Raw genomic sequence first — 22,846 nt, forward strand, 5'->3', positions numbered from 1 at the left:
CGGGTCGAAGGGATTTTGGAGTGGCCACGCCGGTAGTTATCGCGATCGCCTCCGCAAACCGCGGCGGTATCCTTGACCAAACACTTTCTGTCCTTCGCGATATGGAGGACCAACCGGATGGCATCTGCGTCTGTCTTCCAGACAGCAGCGTAGGAACCGGAGACACGCCAGATTTCGGGGCGGATGTTAGGGTTCTCACGTCACCTATGGGGCTCTGTGCCCAACGAAACACTGTGATTGCGGCGCTGCCGCAGGACGCAATCGTCTTATTTCTGGACGATGACTTCTTGCTTGGTGATGGCTCCGTCTCAGCGGTGCGCAAATTGTTTGACGACCGCCCGGATGTTGCTGTGGCCACGGGGCGTGTGCTGGCCGATGGGATCGGCGGGCCAGGACTGACCCACGACGAAGGGCTGTCGATTCTAAATCAAGCGCCCCCGGCGGCGGGTGTCATGACCGACACCTACAATGCTTACGGATGTAACATGGCCATTCGCGTGGCCACGGCCAGCGAGAATGACCTCTGGTTTGACACGGACCTGCCGTTCTACGGCTGGTTGGAAGACGTGGACATGTCTCGGAAACTGGCCGCCCACGGGGCCGTGGTGAAGATCGACGGGCTTTACGGTGTTCATCTGGGCACCAAGAAGGGGCGGTCGCGCGGTGTGCCCCTTGGATATTCACAGATCGCGAACCCCCTCTACCTGGTCAAACGGGGAACCATGTCGCGGCGGAAGGCGTATCGCTTGATGGGTCGCAACATTCTGGCGAATGTCGCACGCACCCCTCGGCCCGAAGCCTGGATTGATCGTTTTGGCAGGTTGCGGGGGAACATTCTGGCTTTTGTCGATCTGCTGCGCGGGCGCATGTCCCCCACGCGGATCCGCGATCTATGACGGTTATGCCCGTGCCCAAGGCCCCTCACGTGGTAATTGTGAATGACGCCAGTGTTGCCCGGGGCGGTGCGACGGGTCTGGCGCTCCTCAGCGCGCGGCTGTTGGCGCAGCGCGGGTGCCGGGTGACCTTCGTAGCGGGCGACGCAGGGGATGACGGCGCGCTCGCCAAGGCGCGGGTCGAATTGATCGCCCTGGGCGGACAGCCCCTGTTGTCCAGGGGGAAGGCGGCCGCCTTGCGAGAGGGCGTCTATGACCGCGCCGCGAAGGACCGGCTGGGCGACTTCCTTCGGCGGATCGACAGTCCCGAAACGGTCTATCATTTGCACGGGTGGGCCCAGATCCTGTCCCCTTCGGTGTTCGATGCCCTGGCGCCGGTGGCCGCAAAAACCTTTGTCCACGCCCATGATTTCTTTTTGGCCTGTCCGAACGGGGCATATTTTCATTACCCCAAGGCGCAGCTTTGCGACCGGACGCCCCTGTCGCTCAGCTGTGTAGCGACCAACTGCGATCGACGGTCATACGGACAAAAGCTGTGGCGCGTCGCACGGCAGCGCCAGGTGCGTCGGGGCCTGTCATCCGCTGCGCCCTGGGCGGGCATCCTCCAAATCCATCCTGGGTTGTCTGATCGGCTTGCTGCGGGTGGGGTCGATCCGGCCTCCATCGTGACGGTCCGAAACCCGGTCGAACGGATCATAGCGGAACGCATTCGCGCCGAAGACAATCGAACCCTTGCCTACGTGGGCCGGACCGAGCCGGGGAAGGGCGTGGCCCTATTGTGCCAAGCGGCAAAGCAGGCAGGCGTTCGATTGAAGGTTATTGGGTCCGTGGACAAGCGCCCGGACCTCGTATCCGCCCACCCGGAGGTGACCTTTACCGGCTGGACCCAGCGCGGGAGCTTGGGGGACGCGCTCTCCGATTGCCGCGCCATCGCCATGCCGTCGCGCTTCCCGGAGCCGTTTGGCCTTGTGGCCGCCGAGGCGTCGCTCGCTGGCCTGCCGGTCGGGATTTCGCGCCATGCGCTTTTGTCGGACGATGTTGTGTCCGCCAAGTTGGGCATGGCCATAGACGTGTCGTCCGTTGAAACGTTGGCCGCCGATTTGCGCAGGTTGATGGCGTTGCCCGATGATGAGATCGCCTCCATGAGCAAGGCGGGCTTTGATGGCGCAGTGTCTGTCGCGCAAACGCCCGAGGCGTGGATCGACCAACTCATGGCGCTGTATGATCGCGCGCGGGTGGCAGCGCAGTGAGTGGCGGTCCGGCAGATCGCTTCGCGGCCGTCGATGGCCTCAGAACCTTCGCCATCCTCTGGGTTGCGCTGTACCACTATGCGGTGTTCTGGACGCCTGCAGGCCGCGGGTTGGATCTGGTCCCTTATGGTGATGCCTTAGCGTGGATCCCCTTGGCCAGTGTCGGGGATTTGGGCGTCTCGCTCTTCTTTATCGTGTCCGGTTTCGTCATCTCGCTCAGTCTGGAGCGGTCCCGCAGCATTTTGGCCTTTGCGGCCCTTAGGCTTCTCCGCCTCTGGCCAACCTTGTTGGCGTGTGGGGCCCTCACGTTTTGCGCGACCAGCCTGCTGGGCCCGCCTGAGTTGCAGCGCAGCTTTGTCGAAGCCGGGATCAGCCTGCTGTTTCTCCCGCCGGAGCACGTCGGGCGCGCCCTAGGGATCGGCCAGTTGGAGTGGCTGGACGGGGCCTATTGGTCGCTTTGGGTCGAGGTCCGGTTTTATGGGATCGCCGCGATCCTCTATTTTGCCTGGCGGCGCATGTTCCTTCTGGGCTGGACCGTTTTCGCCCTTGGGTCCTGGGCCTTGCACACTGTCATCTTGGGGCCAGACCACCCCTTGAGTGGGCTGCTGTTCACGGAGCACCAGCCCTATTTCACGATGGGCATTGCCCTCGCCGCATGGCGCCAAGGCGGACCGCGTCCGGGTCACACGTTGCTTTGGGCGCTCGGCGCGATCCAGGCGCTGACCTATGCGGACCCGGAGTTGACCAATGGGATCGGCACGGTGATCGTCATCTTCTTGGCGACGGCTGTGATCCTGTGGCGCCGCCCCGTCCCTGTGCTGAGCGCCAAACCCATGGTGCGCGCGGGGCAGGCGTCTTACGCCTATTACCTGCTGCACCAGAACCTGGGTCTGGCGCTGCTGACGGCGTTTGGCCCGCTCAGCGTCCCCATGGGCATTGCCCTTATGTTGGTGATCCAAGCTGCCCTGATTGCGGTATCCATCTGGTTCACGGAACGGGTGGAGGCACCGCTGCGTGCCCGTCTGAGGCAGTACGTTGGCCGATCCGCTCCGGCCTGAGGTGGGGCCGTGCGGGATCGCAGACTTCGATTGACTTGGCGGCAGGTCAGATTCTAGCGTCCCGCATGTCATAAGACATACGTTTCTGTGACATGTGCCATGGCGCGGTGCCCACAATTGGGGGGACGGGCAGCGCGCGGTTGTGGCAGCCGTGACTTGCTGAGCGTGACGCGTCACCGGGCGTGTTCGCTGCCTGGGCAAGCCAATTGCCACGTCTCTCCGAACGATATGACCGCGCGCAGCCTTCCCTCGGCGTGCCTCAGACCTGTGAAAGTTATTCCATGTCCGAAGTTTTGACCCGTGCCGCCGCCTTTGAGGCAGGCCTTTTGACCGATGCCCAGCGGACGGCCCTCGAAGGTATTCTGGAGCAGGGCAGCGGAACAGACCTGGCTGAGTTCTTCGCCACCGAGATCGAAGCCGCTACGGGTGTCGCCCTCAACGACGTCTTTGACCTGCGCGTCGTTGATTTCGAAGGGCGGTTCGACGTCGATTTGGCGGGGGATACGCCATCGGTTGAACTGGTCGCGCTCGGGACGGAGCGGCTGGATTTTCAAGTCGTCGCCACCGGCGTGACCGACCCGGAGCCCAGAGCCGAGGGGACCGATTTCGAGATCGATGTGCGAAAGGCCGTGCGGGACGCGAAACTGCCAGAGGACCAATCCTGGACCGGCATTTATTCGGGCCTGATTGAGGGCCAACCTGGTGACACCATCGCATTGCGGATCGACGGGTTGGAAGAGAACGTGACCATCCGCGTTGGCGAATTTGAGGTTTTCTCGGGAACGACGGGCACGGCACTCTTTTCGGTTCCCGAAGGCGCCGCGCGGGAGATCGAGATCGCCGTGGTTCTGCCCGCCAACGACCGAACGCCCCCGTCTTTGCAGATCGAGATGCTGCGGCAAGACGCCGATCCCCTCGACATTATGGAGGTGGTTCGGACCCGGGCAGTGGATGCGGTGGAGGCGGTGTTTTCATTCGCCAATGGTGCGCGGCAAGTGCTCGTCTTTGAGAGCGACGCGGAGATGACCGCTTGGTTGGACGGAGAACTGCTGTCCCTCGATGGGCCCGTCTCGGTCGCGGTGCGCGGTGCGCTTATCGTGGACCGCGAAGGCGACCACCTCTTCCGCGAGACGGGGCTGGCCCGAGACCTTGTGGTTGGGGAGACCGCCGTGCCCCGCGGGGACGCGGGCGTTCGTTTGACGCTGGACCCAGGCGTGCTCAGCTACAGCTACGCGTTTGATGTTGATCCCCAGCAGCAAACCAGCGTCTCGGGCACCCTGGGCCTGGATTGGGATGGCGGCAGCACCGACGGAGAGCGACTGCCGCTTGGGACCCAGGCGTCTGCAATCACGGATAGTGTGTTCCAAGGCATCGCCCAGGGCCTCGCCACCGTGGCCAATTCCGGGGTTCAGATTGTCGATATGTTCGACAGCTTCGGGCCCGTTGGTTTTCGCTCAATCTTAGACCTGAGCGTGGGCATTGACGCGGAATTTGCCTGGGATTTGAACTTGGGCAGTTTCGGCCTCGCGGCGGCCACGCAACCGGTCAGTTTCGACATCCTCCATGGTGGCGATATCGCAGTCGGGGGCCAGATTGCCGTCACGCTGGACAACCTGACGTTCTCAGATGGCACGCTGCGGATCCTGGAACCTGAGGTCGCGGATCTGTCGATCTTTGCCAACTTCTCGGGGCCGGAAACCGTGCTGCGGGACGTGGGGGTCCGCGTGAATACCCAGGCGCTCGTCGATGCGGACTTGGTGGAGGCCGTCTTTGGAAGCGACAGCGGGCTGGCCAACTTTGCCAACGCCCTGGAAAACCTCGCTGTTCTAGAGTTGCAACTGGACGCGGACATTACCTTGGACGACGCCCAGGATATCGTCCGCGAGTCGGCCTTTGCCCTTGGTCTGAACGGGTCGATTTCTGGGCTTCGCGGGTTTCAATCCCTGACCAAAGGCCTGTTGAACGACCCCAACGGGCTGACCTCTGGCCTGGGCAAGATCAACGCCCTGTTCCAAGCCGGTGACCGGGACGGCGCATTGAAAGAGTTCGCGAAGTTCGCGGGCAAAGGCGCGGCTAGCTCGGCGGCGGCAGCCTTCGTCAAAAGCAAGCTGCCCAGTGGGGAAGAAGTCGAGGTCAGTTCCGACGCGCTGCTGCCGATCTTGGCCGAAGCGCTGGTCGTGGGGCCGGACGGCCTTGTCGAGGTGGAGGATCAGGACGGCAACATCGTCGAGATCGAGGTCGCGGAGATCGTTCGCTTTTCCCAAGAGAACGGGTTGGACGAACTGCTGAACACCTTCAGCGAGGTTTTTCTGGACCCGGTGGAAGTCTTTCCGGGCCTGCGCCTTGCCCTATCGGGCCCGCCCGTCACGGCGAGCGTGGTCACCAATGGCTCCGGCCCGCAGTCCTTGCCAGCGCCCATTGTCGCGACGACGACCACCACCCTGGCCGAGGCCGAACTGGATGTGGTCGAATTTGGCGCGGCGGCGTCTGAGACGGCGATTGACCTGCTGCTGTCGGTTCCGGGCCTGCCGCCGAACGTCAAGGCCAAGCTGCTGGCCGCTCAGATTGGCTTGGCGCTGCGGGAGCAAATCACCGACGCCATCGAAGACGGCGCTAGCGCAGAGCTGACCCTCGACCCGGCGCCGGTTCTGGTCGAGGCGCTCACTGGCATCTTTTCGATCTTCGACGGGTTCGTGGACACGTTGAACTTGATCCCCGGCGTTGAGATCACGCCGCCGTCCGAGGTTTTTGGCGCAGATGAACTCGCGGCGCTTTTGCGCGATGAGGACGCGCTGCGCGAATATATCGGGTCGATCATCCTTCCGGTGGCCGATGCCGTTGGCGGTGGGATCTCTGCCGCTTTGGATTTGGTCGTCGGCCTTGTCGAGGGAAGCCTTAACTTCATTCAGGAAACCGTAAACGGGCTTGTCTCGGTGGTCGAAGGGGCATTCGACGCCATCCGCGAAGGGGTTGAGGGTGTCCGCGCGGGCCTCGAATTTCTGCAAACAAATCTGGGCGATCCCCTGGCCGAGGCGGGCGCCCTCACCTTTGACAACATTGCATCCACGCTCTCGACAGCCGAAGATTTTTTAAGCGGGGAGCTGGTTTCTGGTGCGATCGACAGTCTGGAAACGACAATCACCAATATCAAAGACGGGATCAGCGGGGCGTTCAAAGACTTGCTCGACTCCATTGATCGGGACTTTGGCGCATTTGGCAATCCGGCAGATATCGTGAAGGGGGTGCTGAGCGGGCTTCAGATCTTCACGACCAGCACCAACGAGGTTGATTTCAGCCGCGGTCTTTTTGCGCTGTTCGATGGTGCGGGCGACTTCGTCTTCGATGCAGGGCGTTTTGTCGACAGTTCCGTTGCCTCCATCGGCAGTGCACTTGGCTCGATTGGCACGATTTCGGAAAACCTGTCCGAAGCCCTAGAGTCCCTTCAAGGCGATGATGGCCCCTTCGGCCTGGTGTCGAAAGCCTTGGTAGATGTCGAGGTTGGCCTGGAAGGGTTAGGCAAGGGCGCCGGCGCCCTCAGGGACTCAACGTCGGGGCTGTTCACGAATATCCAGCAAAGTATTGGCGATTTTGTCTCGGTCGACTTTAGAACGCCCTTCCTGGAATTGGCGGACAGCTTGGCCCGAGATCTGGCGAGTGTCGTCCAGGGGATCGACATTCGCGCCGACCTGGACCTGCGCCTGTTTGAGATGCTGATGTCCCTGGGGCTGGACCTGGAACAGACCGTGACGTTCACCCCGTCCGAGGTTGAGGTGCGCCATAGCTTTGGAGGCGAGACCGTTGTCACCAGCCCTGACGCCGTCGTGGTCTTTGACGTGCCCTTGGACGCTGGCACATCCGAGGCCGTCGAAACCGAGCTTCTGCTGAACGGGACCTACGACTACGAATACGCGATCCGACCGACGGCAGACATTGATCTGGAATTCTTGGCCATTGAGATCTTCACCTCGCTTGGCTTCGGCGCGAATGAGCCGTTTACCGAGGTGTTCGACTTGTCGCTCCTGTCCTTCGTGACGGGCGCTTCAACTAACGTAAACGGGTCGGATGGGTTGTTGGAACTGCCCTTGCAAGGACTGCTCGACGGTCTGCTCGGCGGCCTTGCGACGTCATTGCAGGGACGGCTGGGCAACGATCTGCGCGCCGGTCAAAATGACGGACTGGTGGAGGGCAGCATCGATCTCTTCTCAATCCGGGACGTGCCGCTGGACACCAGTGGAAACGGGCTAGGCTTTGTCCCTGTGGGCACGACTGTCGATTTGGCCATCGACGGGGGCAGCGATTCACCGGCGACCATTGGTGACGACGATCTGGATGGCACCGATGACGCGGACTTCCTGGACCTGCTCGCAGGTGATGATCTGTTCCAGGCCCTGGGTGGAAATGACACCGTCCTGGGCGGTGCCGGCAATGACACCCTTGAGGGCGGTGCCGATGACGATGACCTGCGCGGGGGTGCCGACAACGACTCCCTTGATGGCGGCCAGGGCAATGACACGCTCGCCGGAGAGGCCGGTGAAAACACCCTGGTGGGCGGCGCGGGGGATGATCGATACGAGATCAGTGCCTTGGATACAATCATCGAAATCGCAGGTGAGGGCCAAGATACGGTCGTGTCCTCTGGGTCGCTGTCGCTGGGCACCAATGAGATTGAGCGCGTCATCCTCACGGGCGCCGAGGATCTTTCCTTCTCGGGCAACGTCGGGGCGACGTCGGTGACGGGAAACGCAGGCGACAATCTGATCATCGGCGGCGGGGGCGCCGATACGCTCGAAGGCGGGGCAGGGGCCGACACCTTTGCGTTCTTCCAACGGGATTTGGCTGGACCTGGCGCGCGCATCGTTGATTTCTCCGACGGAGACCGGATTGCGCTTGATGATCAATTGTTTGGCCTCAGCGGTCGGGTGAATCCCCGTCAGGCAACGGCGGAGCAAATCCGCGACGCCTTGATCAGTGGGTTGGCTGGGTTCGACGGACAGACCGGTGCGCTCACCGTAGACATCGACGGGCGAGATGGGCCCGAGGCACCGCAACTCCTGCTGACTCTCGAAGGAGTTGGCCGGATCACGGCAGAGGACGTCCTGTTGTTTTGATCTGGGCGCCCCCTGCCGTGCGCGCGTCTGCGCACGGCAGGGGGCGGGCCCTCTTTCCGGTTGGTCTAGCCGCTGTCAGGCTGAATCGGGCCGTGATGCGCGCGGACCTCTCCGACGGATCGCGTTAGACGCGCCGTCCGTCGCGGTACGCACTGTAAATCCTAATTCAAATCGTCGAATGGGTAACCCGCTCGTCAGACAGCTAGGCGACGTCTGAGGACGTCCGACCAGTTTCATGCGCGACATCATCACGCGCGCGGGTAGCACCCAAGGCCCCTCAAGACCGGGCGTACATCGCGTCCGATGACGTTAAGTTTTGGCAGTACTGAGACGGATGGCGATGAGGAGATGGGGCCGGTCGACGAGGGCGCGAACCGACTTCGCTCAATGGACGGACAGTTACCGAAGGGAAGAAGGAAGTGGCGGACAGGAAGGGATTCGAACCCTCGAGACGGTCTCCCGCCTACGCACTTTCCAGGCGCGCGCCTTCGACCACTCGGCCACCTGTCCGCTGGCGGGTCTAAGGCAAGCAGGCGGGCGGGTGCAAGGCCCAAACCCGAGGTTTTGCGCGGTTTCTCGGATTTGGCATCGGTTGGGACCTGTCACGATGCCAAGGTCGTGAAGGGCGCGTGCTTGTGGTCCCGAGACCCGCAAGCCAGACAAGGCGCATCGTCCAACACCCCGTCCAAGCCCAAGGGTTCCGCCATGATGAAACGTCTGCTTCTCGCCTGTCTTCTGGTCGCTCCGACGATGGCCTGGGCCCAAGCGGTGGCGGATGTTGCGCCGCGTCCAGGTTGGGTTGTGATGCCAACCGCCAAGACGTTTGAGACGCTCGTCGCGGACACCAGGGCGGCTGCGGGCGCTGGCGGGTTGGCCGTGGTGACAATGGCGGGCCCGACCGGTGCTGCGGCACGTCGGGGGATCGACATCCCGGGAAATCGCGTGATCGGGTTGTATAACAACGACTTCGCCGTGCGTGTGTTGCGGCTGTCCACCGCGGCGATGATCGAGGCCCCGATCCGCGTCTATGTGACGGAAAACGCCGATGGAACCGCCACACTCAGCTATAAGCTCCCGTCCCAGATTTTTGCGCCTTACATGGCAGAGGCCCCCCGGTTGCAGCCCATTGCACTCGAGTTGGATGCCGCGTTTGAACAGGTTTCTACGGCTGCCGCCCGTTAGCCGCATTGTGGGTCCGGCCAAAGGCCCGTCGGGTTGTGACCGCAGATCGCGCCCGCCAACCGGTCCCCATGGAGGTCCAGCGTGCTGCCTTGGCGCGTCACCAGGACCAAGTGCCGTTCCGCCGAAAGCACTCGCCGTTCAAGCGGCACGCCGACGCGGTTCAGATCAACCTCCGGCAGGATCGTGCGCCCGACACCGTCGGCCAGACAGGCCAGGATGGTTTCCACATGATCCAGAACCAAGCGCGGCGCGGCGCGCAGGATAGGGTGATGGGCCAGTTCGGCGGCGATTAACCGACCGATCCCCGTGGTAGGCGCAAAGTGCAGAAATGGTAACGACGGGTCACCACCTACTGGCCCCGCGATGACCAATCGGTCTTGGGCGATAACGCGTTGACGCAATCCCCCTGGGGGGACGCCCGTAGCGGTGAGAACGGCCGCGTCCAACGCTCCCGTTATCACAAGGGTTTGCAGGTTTTCAGAAAGGCCGGTCTGCACATCAAAGCGACTGTGCGGCAGTGCGTCCGGGAGCCGTCGCAAGAAACCTGGCAGAAGGCGGGGACCCGCGCTTGCAACAAGGCCCAAGCGGAACCGGCCAGCCAAGGGCGTCTCTGGCCCGACCAGAGCCCGCAGGGCGGTTTCCTTTGCCAAGACGTCCCCGGCGGCGTCCGCCACGCGGCGGCCCAGCGGGGTCAGGCGCGGGGGGCGGGTTTTGCGGTCAAAGAGGGCCGCATCGAGATCCCGCTCCAACGCTTTCATCTGCATGGAGACGGCGGAGAGCGTCATGTTCAACCGCTCCGCCGCGTCACTGAAGGATCCGAGCCGCGCAATCTCTTGCAGGGTGCGCAGGTCACGGTTCTGCATCTTCAAGCTTCCTGGATATAAATTACAATCTAATTCGCTTGTTATGTAATTTATCCAGCGTCACCCTGTCCACAGTCACCGGAGGACAGGATGTTGGATTATCTTTCTCGCGCGAATGCTCTCTTGCCCCGCCTCCGGTCGCGCGCAGCGACCTGGGACAGGGAGCGGCGGTATTGCCATGAGAACGTTTCGGACCTGGTGGCAGTTGGTCTGATGGGGATGTCGATCCCGAAGGCCTATGGTGGCCCGGGGCTTTCCCTTGCTGAGATCGTGCCAATCGTGGAAGCCGTGTCCGGCGCCTGCACATTGACCGGACGCATCCTCGTCGAGGGCAACATGGGCGCGCTGAGCGCGGTTATGGCTTACGGGACAGATACGCAGAAGGCGCGCGCGGCGGCCCTGGTTTTGGCAGGGGACAAGCCCGCCATCTGCATCACAGAGCCAGGCGCCGGGTCCGACGCACAAGCCATGGTGACCCGAGCAACGCCGGTCCCGGGTGGTTGGCGCCTGGATGGCATCAAGCACTGGATCACAGGCGGAGGGGTGTCGAAGCTTCACTTGGTCTTTGCCCAGACGCGCGACGGCATTCGCGGTTTTCTGGCGGAGCCTGGTCCGGGTCTGCGGGTCGCGCGGTTGGAACGGACGATGGGTCTGTGCGGGATGCCTGAGGCGGAACTGCGGTTTGAAAACCATTTCGTCCCCGCTGACATGGCCTTGCCCGAGGTTGGGTTTTCCCAGTTGATCGACGCCTACAACACCCAGCGCGTGGGCGCCGCAACCATCGCTTTGGGTGTTGCCTCCGAGGCCACCAGGCTCGCCCAGGCCCACCTGACGGACCGGCAGCAGTTCGGCCGACTGCTTGCGGAGTTTCAGGGCTTGCAATGGATGCTGGCCGATATGGACACGGAGTTGGCGGCGGCTCGGCTGTTGGTCAAAGACGCGGCGGCCAGTGCGGACCCTTTCCCGGATCGGACCAAAGCCGCGCGGGCGAAATTGCTGACGTCAGAGACGGCGGTGCGCGTCGTGGACCGAGCGCTCCAGATGCATGGCGCGCGGGGCTATGGTGGCGACACACCGCTCGAACGGATGTACCGCGATGTGCGGATGTTCACCATCGGTGGCGGCACGGCGCAGGTCCTGCGGACGCAAATCGCAAGTCACGTTCTCGGGAGAAAACTGCCCCAGGGGCGCCCTGCCGTTGACCAGATACGTGGGGCTGATATGGCCGCAGAATGACTACTATTCGCGCCGCCGACGCCCTTGCCCGTCGCCTTTTCGCCGCCGGCTGCCGCCGTGCCTTTGGGATGCCGGGGGGCGAGGTCCTGACCCTCGTCGACGCGCTCGAAGCCGCCGGGATCGAGTTTATCCTCAGCCATCACGAAAACGCAGCCGGGTTCATGGCTGAAGGTGCGCACCACTTGGATGGCGCGCCCGCTATCCTTGTTGCGACCGTGGGGCCCGGTGCCATGAACGGCGTCAACGTCGTGGCCAATGCAGACCAAGACCGCGTACCCATGATTGTGTTGACCGGCTGCGTGGACCCGGACGAGGCCGAGACCTACACCCACCAAGTGCTGGACCATCGCGCTGTCTTTGCGCCCATCACCAAAGCCACCTTTACCCTGACGCCAAAGGCGGCCGCGATCCAGGCGGATAAGGCCGTGCGCATTGCGACGGGCGGGGCAGGGGGGCGCGCAGGTCCCGTGCATATCGACGTCCCGATTTCGGTCGCCGACGCCGCTGTCAGTGACGCAGCCGTCCTTGTCCCTCCGACCGCGCCTGCCGCCATTGGGGCGGAGGCCTTGGCCACGGCGCGGTCCTGGCTGGCCCAGGCGAAGCGGCCCATCATGCTGGCTGGTCTGGATGCCGTCCGGGATGAGGCGGGCGCGGCCATTCAAACCTTCTGCGAGGCGCACGGCGTTCCGCTTGTCACCACCTATAAAGGTAAGGGATTGGTCCCCGAGGGGCATGACCTCGCCCTCGGCGGTGCGGGGCTTTCGCCATTGGCCGACACGCACCTTCTGCCGCTCTTCCGGGAGGCAGATCTGATCCTGCTGGCGGGCTACGACCCCATTGAGATGCGGACCGGCTGGCGCGAGGTTTGGGACCCCGCCACGCAGCACGTCATCGACATCTGCCATGAGGCCAATACCCACGGCATGCACCGGGCTGGGCTGGAGGTCATCGCCCCCACCGGCACAACCCTCGAAGCCATTGGCACCGGCATATCGCGCGGCGAGGTCTGGGACGTGTCGCAAACCCGCGCGAGCCTGAAGTCCGCGTTTGAGGCGCAAGACTGGGGCCCCGATGCCGTGATTGATGTCTGCCGCGCGGTGGCGCCCGAAGGCACGGTCGCAACAGCGGATAGCGGCGCGCACCGAATCTTGCTCAGCCAGATGTGGGATTGCGATGGCCCCCGGCAGTTGTTGCAATCCTCCGGGCTATGCACCATGGGCTGCGCACTCCCCCTGGCGATTGGCGCCAAGCGCGCAGCGCCAGACCGGCATGTAGTCGCCTTCATGGGCGACGCAGGGTTTCTGATGGTCACCGGAGAGTTGGCCTCGGCCGCCGCCCTTGGACAGCCCGTTGTTTTCGTGGTCTTCGTCGACCGCTCCCTTGCCTTGATTGAGTTGAAACAACGGCAACGCCAAATGGCCAATGCGGGGGTCGATTTCGCCCGGTTTGACTACGCGGCCATCGCCCAAGGCTTTGGTGGCAACGGCGTCACCGTCTCGGACCGAGAGGGCCTGCGCGTCGCCATGACAGAGGCATTGGCCGCAGACACCTTCACCGTTATCGCCGCAGAGATCGACCGGAAAGCCTATGACGGACGCATCTAAGGGACCGTTGTCGGGTGTCCGCGTTCTCGACCTCAGCCGCATCTTAGCGGGGCCGACCTGCACCCAATTGCTGGGCGATTTGGGTGCAACCGTCTTGAAGGTGGAAAACCCGGCGACGGCGGGCGACGACACTCGCCAATGGGGTCCGCCTTACGTGAAGGACGGTGACCAAGACACAGATCTCTCAGCATATTTCATGTGTGCCAACCGCAACAAGCTGTCGGTGGCCATTGATATCACGACGCCAGAGGGTCAGTCAGACATCCGACGGTTGGCAGGGTTGGCTGATATCGTGATCGAAAACTTCAAACCCGGCGGGCTGGCGAAATACGGCCTCGACGCCTCGTCGCTCCTGTCGGAGTGTCCTCGGCTCGTCTATTGCTCCATCTCCGGCTACGGCCAGACCGGTCCAAACGCCGCCAAGCCGGGCTACGATCTGATGGCCCAAGGCTACGGCGGGGTCATGTCGCTGACCGGTGCGCCCGAGGGAGAGCCCATGAAAGTGGGCGTCGGCATCGCGGATGTCATGTGCGGGATGTATGCCACCGTGGGGATCCTGGCGGCGTTGCGCCACGCTGAGGCGACGGGCGAGGGACAGCATATCGACATCGCACTAGTCGACAGCCAGATTGCCTGGACCATCAACGAAGGCGTCAACACGCGCCTGTCGGGTCAGACCCCTGTGCGGCGCGGCAACGGGCATCCCAATATCGTGCCCTATGGCGTCTATGGGACGGCGGATGGCCACGTGATCGTGGCCGTGGGCAACGACGCACAGTTTACGCGCTTCTGCGATGTGTTGGGTCTGTCGGACCTGCCGGAAGACCCGCGCTTCGCCACCAATCCCGCCCGGCTCGTGAATCGCGAGGCGTTGGCCCCGTTGCTGGAACCAGCCGTCCGCGCGCGGACCACGGATGCGATCATCGCAGAGCTGGAGGCCGTGCGCGTGCCGGTGGGACCTGTCCAAACATTGCCTCAGGTATTTGCCAGCGATCAGGTGGCGGCGCGGGGCATGGCGCTTGATATGATTGCGGAGGGTTTGACCCTGCCTTTGTTGGGAAACCCGCTGAAGCTTTCGCGCACCCCTGTCACATATCGGCATGCGCCGCCGCGCTTTGGGGCCGACACCGCGCGTCTGACCAAGGACGATCCGTTCGAAGACGTTTGATTGGCGGTAAAACGCTGCTTTTTCGGCGAAATCGGCGCTTTTCCGATCACCGCAAGCTGACAGGGCGTCACGTGTCCGTGACGGGACCGCTCTGCGTATAGGCGCGCCTGGCTTCCGCAGCTAAGCCAAAGGGAACAGTCGCCCCCCCGTGTCAGGAGTTCCGATGACCCGCACCGATGTTTTTGACCAACCGGTCAGCTTGACGGACGCCGATGCCGTCCAGGAATGGAACGCCATGTGCCTGGCGTTCCTGGCCCATGGGGCCGCAACACCGGTTCACCTGGGCAGGCTCTTGGATTTGGCGCCGGACTATGCCGCCGCCTATGCGGTGAAGGGTTTGTTCTATGCCCTATTGGGGCGCCGAGAGGTCATGGCGGAGGCCGAGGCCGCCTGCGCAAAGGCCGTCGCCTTGGAGGCCGGGAACGCCCGGGAACGCGCCATGTTGACGGCGCTGCAAGCGGTGCTGGCCCGGGCGCCATCGCGGGCAATCATGGCTTTGGAAGCGATTCTAGAGGACGCGCCCTCGGACACGCTTGCCATGAAGTTGAGCCACGCGGTTCGTTTCGTCATCGGGGACGCCAAGGGCATGCGGCAGTCCATCGAACGGGTGATGCCAGCCCACGGCGAAGATCACAAAGGCCGCGGATACCTGCTCGGGTGCCATGCCTTTGCGCTGGAAGAAACCGGTGACTATGCCGCCGCCGCCTTGGCGGGCCGGTCGGCCCTGACGCTGGCACCGGACGATGCCTGGGGGCTGCACGCGGTGGCCCATGTCCACGATATGACGGGCGATGCCGCCGGGGGGCTGGACTGGCTGACGGGGCGCGAGGCGGCCTGGGCCCATTGCAACAACTTTCGGTTCCACGTCTGGTGGCACAAGGCTCTGATGCTGTTGGACTTGGGTCATTATGACGAGGCCATGGCGCTCTATGACGCGGAAATCCGGGCCGAGAAGACCGACGACTACCGTGATATTTCCAACGCAACCTCGCTTTTGTCTCGATTGGAGTTGGACGGCATCGACGTCGGCCACCGGTGGGAAGAACTGGCGGATCTGTCGGAAAAGCGGACGGAGGATGGCTGCCTGATCTTTGCGGATCTGCATTACATGCTGGCCCTGACGAACGATGGGCGCGACGCGGCTGTTGCACAATTGCTGGCGCGTTTGTCCCAAGATGCGGAGCGGAGCCGCGATGAGGTCGACAGCCGTATGGCAGTCCCCGGGTTGGCCGCTGCGCAGGGTCTAGAGGCCTTTGGCGAAGGCGAATACTCAAAGGCCTTCACACAGCTTCTGGTCGCCCGTCCTGCGATGCAGGGCGCGGGCGGCAGTCACGCGCAACGGGACGTCTTTGAGCGGTTGACCATCGATGCCGGTATCCGCGCCGGGCGATTGACCGAGGCCGAGCAGGTTCTCGCCGACCGCACGACCCGCCGAGGCGGCATCGAAGACGGTTATGCGGCGGCGCGGCGCCAATTGATTGCACGCGCAGCAAAGGTCTCTTGCCCGCAGGGAGCCAGCGCCTAATTTGGCTGCAGCTTTCGAAGGATAGAGATGACTACGACGTCCCCACCCGCCGCCTTTGCCACCGCGCCCACCGTGGCGCGGACCAGCCCGGCGGCCACCGTTCGCGATCCGCGGCTCGACTTTTTCCGCGGCATTGCGATGTTCATCATCCTCCTGGCCCATACTCCGGGCAATGCTTGGACGCTGTGGATCCCGGCGCGCTTTGGCTTTTCCGATGCCACGGAGATCTTTGTGTTTTGCTCCGGCATGGCCTCAGCCATCGCCTTCGGGCGATCCTTTGATCGGGCCGGATGGACACTGGGCACCGCACGGGTGGGGTTCCGCGTTTGGCAAATTTACTGGGCCCATATCGGCATGTTCTTCGCAATCGCGGGCATGTTGGCCGCCATCGACGCCACGGGCTGGCATGAGAAGACCTACATCAACACGCTGAACTTAGTGCCCTTCTTTGAAGGCGTCGTGCGCGGCGGTGAGGTTGTATCGACGACGGCGGATCAGATGCTGGGGCTGCTGACGTTGTCCTACGTCCCGAACTATTTCGATATTTTGCCCATGTATATGGTCGTGCTGATCCTGATGCCTGTCTACATGGCGCTGGCGCGGGTGTCGCTGCCTGCCTTGGCCGTGGTGGTCGTCGGCATGTGGGTCATGGCACAGGACAGCCTGATGACCTGGCTGGGACTGGGTCATCTGCACTTGGCATTCCCGGCGGAGCCTTGGTCGGAGCGGACTTGGTTCTTTAACCCCTTCGGCTGGCAATTGCTGTTCTTCACGGGGTTCGCCTTCATGCGCGGTTGGATTCCCGCGCCCCCGGTCAAGCCATGGCTGCTGGGGCTGGCCTTGGCGGTGGTGATCGTGTCGTTCTTTCTGTCGTCGGTCGGCTTTCGGCTGTTCCAGACCGATCTGGTGCGCGACGCCTACATCGCGATGACCGGCTGTACTGAGACGGCCTTTGGCCGTTGCAATCCGGTGTTTGACTGGCGTCAGGCCAACAAGGCTTGGTTTGACAAATCGGACCACGCGATTTTGCACTACGTCCACTTTCTGGCGCTGGCCTATTTGGCCTGGGCCGCCGCAGGGGACGGGGGCCGCCGGTTGATCGCCACAGGTCAGGGTCTGGCCGCACGCATTTGGGACGAGGTCGTCACCATCGTGATGAAGGTCGGACAGCAAAGCCTCGCTGTGTTCATCTTCTCCATGGTGTTGGCCCGGGTGAACGGCTACCTGCTCGACATCATCGGGCGGTCGGCGGGGACCTGGGCGCTGATTAACCTGACGGGCTTTGGCTTGCTCATCGCTTGCGCCTATGGCGCCGGTTGGTTCAAGTCCCAGCCATGGCGGGTCAAGAAATGAAGCGCCGCGCCTTCCTGATGGCGTCGGTCGCCGCCCTGGCGCTGCCTGCGGCGGCTGACATGCCGCGGTTTCTGTCGTCGGAACCTTTTGGGCCAAACACGGTCATTGAACTGGCCCGCGCCTTGTCGAAGCAGCCGTTTGTCTTGCGCCCCTCGGTGCCCGAAGCGTGGCGCAATTTGACCTATGACGAGTATCGCAAGATTTGGTTCAACACGTCAAAGGCCGTGTGGGTTGAAAACGACCTGCCGTTCCAGATGGATTTGTTCCACCCCGGTTTGTACTTTCCGAGGGCTGTCGAGGTGGATGTCGTCCGCGATGATATGGCGAACCGGCTGGCCTTTGACTTCGCGCTCTTCGACGCGACCGACGATGCGCCCCAGCTGCCCATAGACGAATCCATGGGCTATTCCGGCCTGCGCCTGCGCCATCAATTCGCCGGAGAGACAAACCATCGGGAGTTCGCCGTCTTCCAAGGCGCCAGCTACTTCCGAGCAATTGGCGCGGCCCAGAACTATGGGCTGTCGGCGCGGGGTCTGGCTCTGCGCACGGGCGACGCGGAGGGGGAGGAGTTTCCCGACTTCACCCGCCTTTGGGTGGAGGAGCCGGTCATGGGCGACGACAGCATTGTCGTCCACGCGCTTCTCGATAGCCCGTCGGTCACGGGCGCCTATCGCTTTGTAATCCGCCCGGGCGAGACATGCGATATGGATGTGGAGGCGACGATTTTCCCACGGGTCGACCTGGATCATGTTGGGATCGCGCCGCTGACGTCCATGTTTCTGTACGATGAAACCAATCGCCCGCGCTTCGAAGATTTCCGCCCGGCGATCCATGACAGTGACGGCCTCTTGGTTTGGAACGGACGCGGTGAGATGCTGTGGCGTCCCCTGGCAAACCCAACCACGCTCCAAGTCAGCAGTTTCGTGGACGATACGCCGCGCGGCTTTGGCCTGATGCAACGGGCGAACAAACTGTCGGACTTTGCCGATCTGGAAGCGCACTATCACAAGCGCCCTTCGCTTTGGATCGAGCCGGGCGAGGACTGGGGGCAGGGTGTCGTGCGTTTGGTGGAAATTCCGTCAGACGAAGAAATCTACGACAACATCGTCGCCTATTGGCGGCCCCGCGATGTGATCCCGGCGGGCAGCGAGGCGCGCTTCACCTACCGCATGACCTGGGGCGATGCCGCGCCAGAACGGCGGGACGTAGCCCGGGTGTTGAACACCCATATGGGCAAGAACTTCACGCGGGATCGGTGGCTGGCGGCGATCGACTTCGCGGCGCATCCCGCCCTGGTGGGTGACCTGGATGATGTCACGATCCAGGTGTCCTCGGGCAGTGCGGATGTCTCCGAAGGCATTTTGCAGCGGAACCCTGAAACCGGCGGGGCGCGGCTGGCGTTCACCTTCGACCCGGGCGACCGACGGGCGGTCGAGTTGCGGGCGCAATTGCGGAAGGACGGCACCACAGTGTCCGAGGTTTGGCTTTATCGGTGGACCGCCACATGACGGAGGCTGCACCCTCTGCCACGGTTCCCGCGCCACGGCCATTGGCCCATCCACGCCAGGACCTGGGTGCGCGCTTTCGGGATGATGCGGCGCCCAGACCCGTGCGCGATGCGGCTGCGGCCTATTGGCGGGCCCTTGTATTTCTACCAGCGGCGCTGGCGACCGGTGCCCTCCTGTGGGGGTTTCTGGCTTGGTTTGCGACCGACGGCACGACCTGGGCCGAAGGGTTGCTCGCCGTACTGATCGGCGTTGGGTTCTTTTGGATCGCGCTGACCTTCGTCACCGTGGTTGGGGGCGCCATCTCCATGGGGCGGCGCTTGGCACCGGAGACGGGAGTCGTCGCGCCACTGGATGTGGCGTTGTTGATGCCCGTCTACGAAGAGGCCCCCTGGGACGTCTTCGGCAATGCCGCCGCCATGTTGGAGGCCTTGGCGAGGCGCAGCGGGCCCCATCGCTACGCGCTCTATATCTTGTCGGACACCCGCGACCCGGACCGCGCCGCCCAGGAAGAGGCCGCCTATGATGCCCTGCGCGCCCGCCTGCCCAGCGCGTCCATCTGGTATCGCCGCCGCGCGCAGAATACCGACCGCAAGGTGGGCAACCTGGCCCAATGGGTGGAAACATGGGGCGGCGGCCATGACGCGATGCTGGTGCTGGATGCCGATAGCCTTATGTCGGCCCATGCCATCGGTGCCCTCTCGGATGCTCTGTCCCGCGATCCGGGCGCGGGCCTGATCCAGTCCTTTCCGCAGCTCATCGGTGCGCGCACCCTATTCGCCCGCAGCCAGCAGTTCGCCAACGCGATCTATGGCGTGGCCTTGGCCGAGGGGCTTGCCCGCTGGACCGGGCGCGAGGGGAATTATTGGGGTCACAACGCCATCATTCGCATCGCGGCCTTCGCCAGTTCCGCGGGATTGCCGCGCATTCGCGGCCTGCGCGGGCGCGACCAGTTGATCCTGTCCCACGATTTCGTCGAGGCGGGGCTGTTGCGCCGGGCCGGCTGGTCGGTGCGCTTTTTGCCCCGTGTGCAAGGCAGCTACGAAGAGACGCCGCCGTCCCTGATCGATCACGCCCTGCGGGACCGCCGTTGGTGCCGCGGCAACCTGCAACACCTAGGTTTGCTGGGCACGCGCGGGTTCCACGCGCTCAGCCGGTTTCATCTGTTCCATGGGGCCGTGGGCTACTTGCTGTCGCCGCTTTGGTTCATCTTGCTGACGATCTGGGCCGCCATCGGGGTCAGCGAAGATCGTTCCGTCATCAATTACTTCTCGCCCGAGAACCCGACCTTGCCCAACTGGCCAGAGATGTCGCCGGTCAACCACGTCTGGCTGATGGTTGTGCTCTACGGCCTTCTGCTGGCGCCCAAGCTGATCGGGGCAGCGGCCCTGGTGCTGACCGGCACGCCCCTGGCGCGGCTGGGCGGGGCAGGGCGGTTCGGGACGTCCTTGGTGGTAGAGATCGCCATGTCCATCGCCTACGCGCCCATTTTGATGGTGCAACAGACCCGCGCCGTGGCCGAGTCGCTGCTGGGAATTGGCCTGGACTGGACCCCGCAATCGCGCTCGGGTGGGCGGTATAGTTGGTGGATCCTGCTGCGGTTCCATTGGGTGGAGACGACCATCGGTGCCCTTTTGGCCGTGGGCATGGGCAGCGGCTACGTCTCTCCCTGGCTTATCCCCGTGATGGTGAGCCTGCTGTTGGCCGTGCCGCTGTCGCGCCTGTCGGCCTGGGCCGTGCCCGGGACGCTGGCCACTCCGCAGGAGGTCCGCGCACCCCTCGTCGCCACACGGGCCGCAGCTTGGCGGCAAGAACTGCGGGACGTGTTGGGGGCCGGGCGGCTTCCGGCAGAATAGTCGAGAACGATTAGACGCCACGGGCAGGCGGAGCCTGTTGTATCTCAGGATAGAGGAAACTGGGAAATCGGTGGCCTTCCGTGCAAATCGGCACCGCCCAGCACACGAAGGGCGGCGCCAATCAGAGCGTTTTACTCAGCGTCGACCGTGACGGCCTCGAACCACTCGATCACCATATCCGCCCAACCTTCGGGCACGCCATGCCCGCCGGGAAACAGCGCAAATTCCAATTCGCTGCCCGCCGCGCAATCCCAGTGCCGACGTTGGAACGCCCCGGTTGTCTGATAGCCGTCTGGATCGGGCCAGTTGCACTGATTGGTCTCTCGCCACAGGGCCAGGCCTGCAAAGATATCACCTTGGAGCCAGAGCCCATCGCGCAGCGGACGTCCCTCCAACGGAACGGTTGAGTCCCGAAAGCCATGGGTGTGGAACAATTTCACCGGACCCGCACAGGCTTCGGGGAGGGGTGTCCAGAAGCCACCAGAGACCGGGGCATAGGCGGGAAAGGCGTCTGGCGTCTCGCAGGCCAGATAGTTCACCATGAAACCGCCGGCGGAGAACCCGGCCAAAAGGACACGGTCCGGATCGACTCCGTGGACTTCAGCGGCATCCGCAATGACCTCGGCGAAGAAGGCGCCCTCATCGCGCAGGGCCGGGCGTTGATCATCGGGTAGAAACGACCAGATGCCGCCCGATTGCCCCGTCCGCCAGGGCAGCCCGTCCGGTGCTATGACCGCATAGCCCCGTGCCGTCAGGGCCGATACCGTGCCGGTCATCCTCAGCACACCCCGGCCAGTCCCGCCGGCGCCATGTAGGAAGAGAACGGCGGGATGGAGGCTCTCTGCGGTTTCAGGCAGGGCGATCCGATAGGTGCCCAGCGGAGTGTCGCAAGCGGGACCATCGCGGCCACAGGCCTGACCTGCCGCAGGCAGAAGTGCGAGCGCGAGCGCTGGAACGAGCCCCCTCATGGTTGCACAACGGGCAAACCGCGGGCCAACCATCCGGGACCGGCCGCGGATCCGAGCATCCCTTCGGGGACGTCAATGATGCGGGTAAACCCGGCCTCCTCCAGGCGGGCGCTCATCCGGTCGGATCGCACACCGCGTGCACAGATCAGCGCGACCGGAGTGTCTGTGGCCCCGCCGGTCAAGTCGGCCAACGCCTCGACAAAGTCGTCCCGCCGCATGTCCAACGGCTTTGCCCCTTCGGCGATCCCCGTGCGGGCCCATTCGTCCGGGCGGCGGATATCGATCATCAGGATCTCCCCCGCGCGTATGGCAGCCAGCGCATCGGGGGGTGTCACCTCAGACCCCTCGAAGCGATCGCGCCGTCCATAGACGACCCCTGCGGCCGTCAAAGCGAAAGCTGCGCCAGCCCCGCCAACCAAAATCTGCCTGCGGCTCAATGGGATCTGTTTCAACATGGGGGCCTTCCAACGACTGACTGCCTCGCTGTCTAAGCCGATCCCACCTGCCGCCCCAAGTCACGTTCCGGTGACGCACCGTCACGGCGCGGGGCCGAAAACCCCGGCGCCCCATTAAGTCAATCTTCAGCATCAGACGCCATGAAAAGAGCCACCATGTGGTCGGAGCCCTATATGTCGCCGTTTGGCCCCAAACTGATTCCCGAGTGGGGCCGCTAGCATGGTCCCATGTCCTTCGTTGCCAAGTGACCTCCGCCCGGACGACAGCGTGACCCATCAGATCGAGGTGGCGCAGGGGGCCATGCGTATTTCGAACGATCCGCAGCTTGAGTTGGTCGCCACGCTCGGATCCTGCGTTTCCGTTTGTCTGTTTGACATGTGCGGCCAGTGGGGTGGCATGAACCACATCTATAAGAACGTCTCGACGGAGCCTTTGGGCGACGCCGCCGTCATTGCGGAAGCGGAACGCCTGGTGAATGCCCTGATGCAAAAGGGCGTCTCACGCCGTCGGTTGGGGGCACGGATAACCGGTGGGGCGCATGTGCTTTTGCGGGGCAAGCGCCACGGCCTGGCCATCGCGGAGGCGTGCATGGGGTATCTGACGCGCGAGGGGATCCCTCTGCTTGGGGTGAGCATCGGAGGCGAAAGTGCGCGGCGCATTCGCTTCCATCCGGTGACGGGCCGATTGGTTGTCGCAGCCCTGGCGAAGACGCGGATCACGGGGGCGCCTGCCCCGGCGAGCAACGGGAACGCGCCGGAGTTGTTCTAGGCGTTGTCCTCTGCCGCCTGGAGCGGCTGCGGTAATGTACGAGGCTAGCAGGC

General features: G+C 63.6%; 16 protein-coding genes and 1 tRNA gene. 13 read left to right on the forward strand and 4 right to left on the reverse strand.

All coding sequences use genetic code 11. The annotated features are described in order from the left end of the window. Positions 1-233: 233 nt before the first annotated feature. The 4 genes from K5R33_RS12290 to K5R33_RS12305 all read left to right on the forward strand — a co-directional run bounded on the left by K5R33_RS12290 (position 234) and on the right by K5R33_RS12305 (position 8,309). Positions 234-896, forward strand: a complete 663-nt coding sequence (locus K5R33_RS12290) for a hypothetical protein (protein ID WP_220749336.1) — start codon at positions 234-236, stop codon at positions 894-896. Continuing rightward, the gene (locus K5R33_RS12295) at positions 893-2,143 is read left to right on the forward strand and encodes a glycosyltransferase family 4 protein (protein WP_220749337.1); all 1,251 of its coding nucleotides are present in this window, start codon (positions 893-895) and stop codon (positions 2,141-2,143) included. Before K5R33_RS12290 ends, K5R33_RS12295 begins: the two co-directional genes overlap by 4 nt. Continuing rightward, on the forward strand, positions 2,140-3,201 hold the full coding sequence (locus K5R33_RS12300; protein ID WP_220749338.1) for an acyltransferase family protein: 1,062 nt from the start codon (positions 2,140-2,142) through the stop codon (positions 3,199-3,201). The genes K5R33_RS12295 and K5R33_RS12300 overlap by 4 nt, the downstream gene beginning before the upstream one ends. Before the next feature lie 281 nt (positions 3,202-3,482). Continuing rightward, entirely contained in the window at positions 3,483-8,309 is a 4,827-nt protein-coding gene (locus K5R33_RS12305) for a calcium-binding protein (RefSeq protein WP_220749339.1), read from the forward strand. Between the two features lie 420 nt (positions 8,310-8,729). On the opposite strand, the gene K5R33_RS12310 is transcribed toward K5R33_RS12305, so the two are convergent. Beyond that, positions 8,730-8,819 (reverse strand) — tRNA-Ser (locus tag K5R33_RS12310). 195 nt (positions 8,820-9,014) lie between these two features. Between K5R33_RS12310 and K5R33_RS12315 the strand changes: the two genes are divergently transcribed. Beyond that, positions 9,015-9,491: a DUF302 domain-containing protein gene (locus K5R33_RS12315; protein WP_373314168.1), complete on the forward strand. Its 477-nt coding sequence runs from the start codon at positions 9,015-9,017 to the stop codon at positions 9,489-9,491. Here K5R33_RS12315 and K5R33_RS12320 read toward each other — a convergent pair. Next, positions 9,488-10,354 (reverse strand): LysR family transcriptional regulator, encoded by an 867-nt coding sequence (locus K5R33_RS12320; protein ID WP_220749340.1) that lies wholly within the window; start codon positions 10,352-10,354, stop codon positions 9,488-9,490. The genes K5R33_RS12315 and K5R33_RS12320 overlap by 4 nt on opposite strands. Positions 10,355-10,444: 90 nt before the next feature. On the opposite strand from K5R33_RS12320, the gene K5R33_RS12325 reads away from it, so the two are divergent. The 7 genes from K5R33_RS12325 to mdoH all read left to right on the forward strand — a co-directional run bounded on the left by K5R33_RS12325 (position 10,445) and on the right by mdoH (position 20,601). Further along, positions 10,445-11,590, forward strand: a complete 1,146-nt coding sequence (locus K5R33_RS12325) for an acyl-CoA dehydrogenase family protein (protein ID WP_220749341.1) — start codon at positions 10,445-10,447, stop codon at positions 11,588-11,590. Beyond that, a complete protein-coding gene (locus K5R33_RS12330) occupies positions 11,587-13,194 on the forward strand; it encodes a thiamine pyrophosphate-binding protein (protein WP_220749342.1) in 1,608 nt (535 codons plus the stop codon). The genes K5R33_RS12325 and K5R33_RS12330 overlap by 4 nt, the downstream gene beginning before the upstream one ends. Beyond that, positions 13,178-14,362, forward strand: coding sequence for a CaiB/BaiF CoA transferase family protein (locus tag K5R33_RS12335; RefSeq protein ID WP_220749343.1), 1,185 nt, complete (start codon positions 13,178-13,180; stop codon positions 14,360-14,362). The genes K5R33_RS12330 and K5R33_RS12335 overlap by 17 nt, the downstream gene beginning before the upstream one ends. 163 nt (positions 14,363-14,525) lie before the next feature. Next, on the forward strand, positions 14,526-15,887 hold the full coding sequence (locus K5R33_RS12340) for a tetratricopeptide repeat protein (protein ID WP_220749344.1): 1,362 nt from the start codon (positions 14,526-14,528) through the stop codon (positions 15,885-15,887). Positions 15,888-15,914: 27 nt separating this feature from the next. Next, positions 15,915-17,240 carry an OpgC family protein gene (locus K5R33_RS12345; protein WP_220749345.1) on the forward strand — a complete coding sequence of 442 codons (1,326 nt, stop codon included), beginning with the start codon at positions 15,915-15,917 and terminating at the stop codon, positions 17,238-17,240. After that, on the forward strand, positions 17,222-18,748 hold the full coding sequence (locus K5R33_RS12350; RefSeq protein ID WP_220749346.1) for an OpgD/OpgG family glucan biosynthesis protein: 1,527 nt from the start codon (positions 17,222-17,224) through the stop codon (positions 18,746-18,748). The genes K5R33_RS12345 and K5R33_RS12350 overlap by 19 nt, the downstream gene beginning before the upstream one ends. Then, positions 18,745-20,601 carry a glucans biosynthesis glucosyltransferase MdoH gene (mdoH, locus tag K5R33_RS12355; protein ID WP_220749347.1) on the forward strand — a complete coding sequence of 619 codons (1,857 nt, stop codon included), beginning with the start codon at positions 18,745-18,747 and terminating at the stop codon, positions 20,599-20,601. The genes K5R33_RS12350 and mdoH overlap by 4 nt, the downstream gene beginning before the upstream one ends. A gap of 131 nt (positions 20,602-20,732) precedes the next feature. Here the strand turns inward: mdoH and K5R33_RS12360 are convergent, their stop codons facing one another. Next, positions 20,733-21,569, reverse strand: coding sequence for a CE1 family esterase (locus K5R33_RS12360; RefSeq protein WP_220749348.1), 837 nt, complete (start codon positions 21,567-21,569; stop codon positions 20,733-20,735). Then, positions 21,566-22,024 carry a rhodanese-like domain-containing protein gene (locus K5R33_RS12365; RefSeq protein ID WP_220749349.1) on the reverse strand — a complete coding sequence of 153 codons (459 nt, stop codon included), beginning with the start codon at positions 22,022-22,024 and terminating at the stop codon, positions 21,566-21,568. The genes K5R33_RS12360 and K5R33_RS12365 overlap by 4 nt, the downstream gene beginning before the upstream one ends. Positions 22,025-22,292: 268 nt before the next feature. Between K5R33_RS12365 and K5R33_RS12370 the strand changes: the two genes are divergently transcribed. Next, the gene (locus K5R33_RS12370) at positions 22,293-22,793 is read left to right on the forward strand and encodes a chemotaxis protein CheD (protein ID WP_220749350.1); all 501 of its coding nucleotides are present in this window, start codon (positions 22,293-22,295) and stop codon (positions 22,791-22,793) included. The last annotated feature ends 53 nt before the right edge of the window (positions 22,794-22,846 follow it).

Origin of the sequence: Jannaschia pagri, assembly GCF_019655435.1 — a bacterium.
GTDB lineage: Bacteria > Pseudomonadota > Alphaproteobacteria > Rhodobacterales > Rhodobacteraceae > Jannaschia > Jannaschia pagri.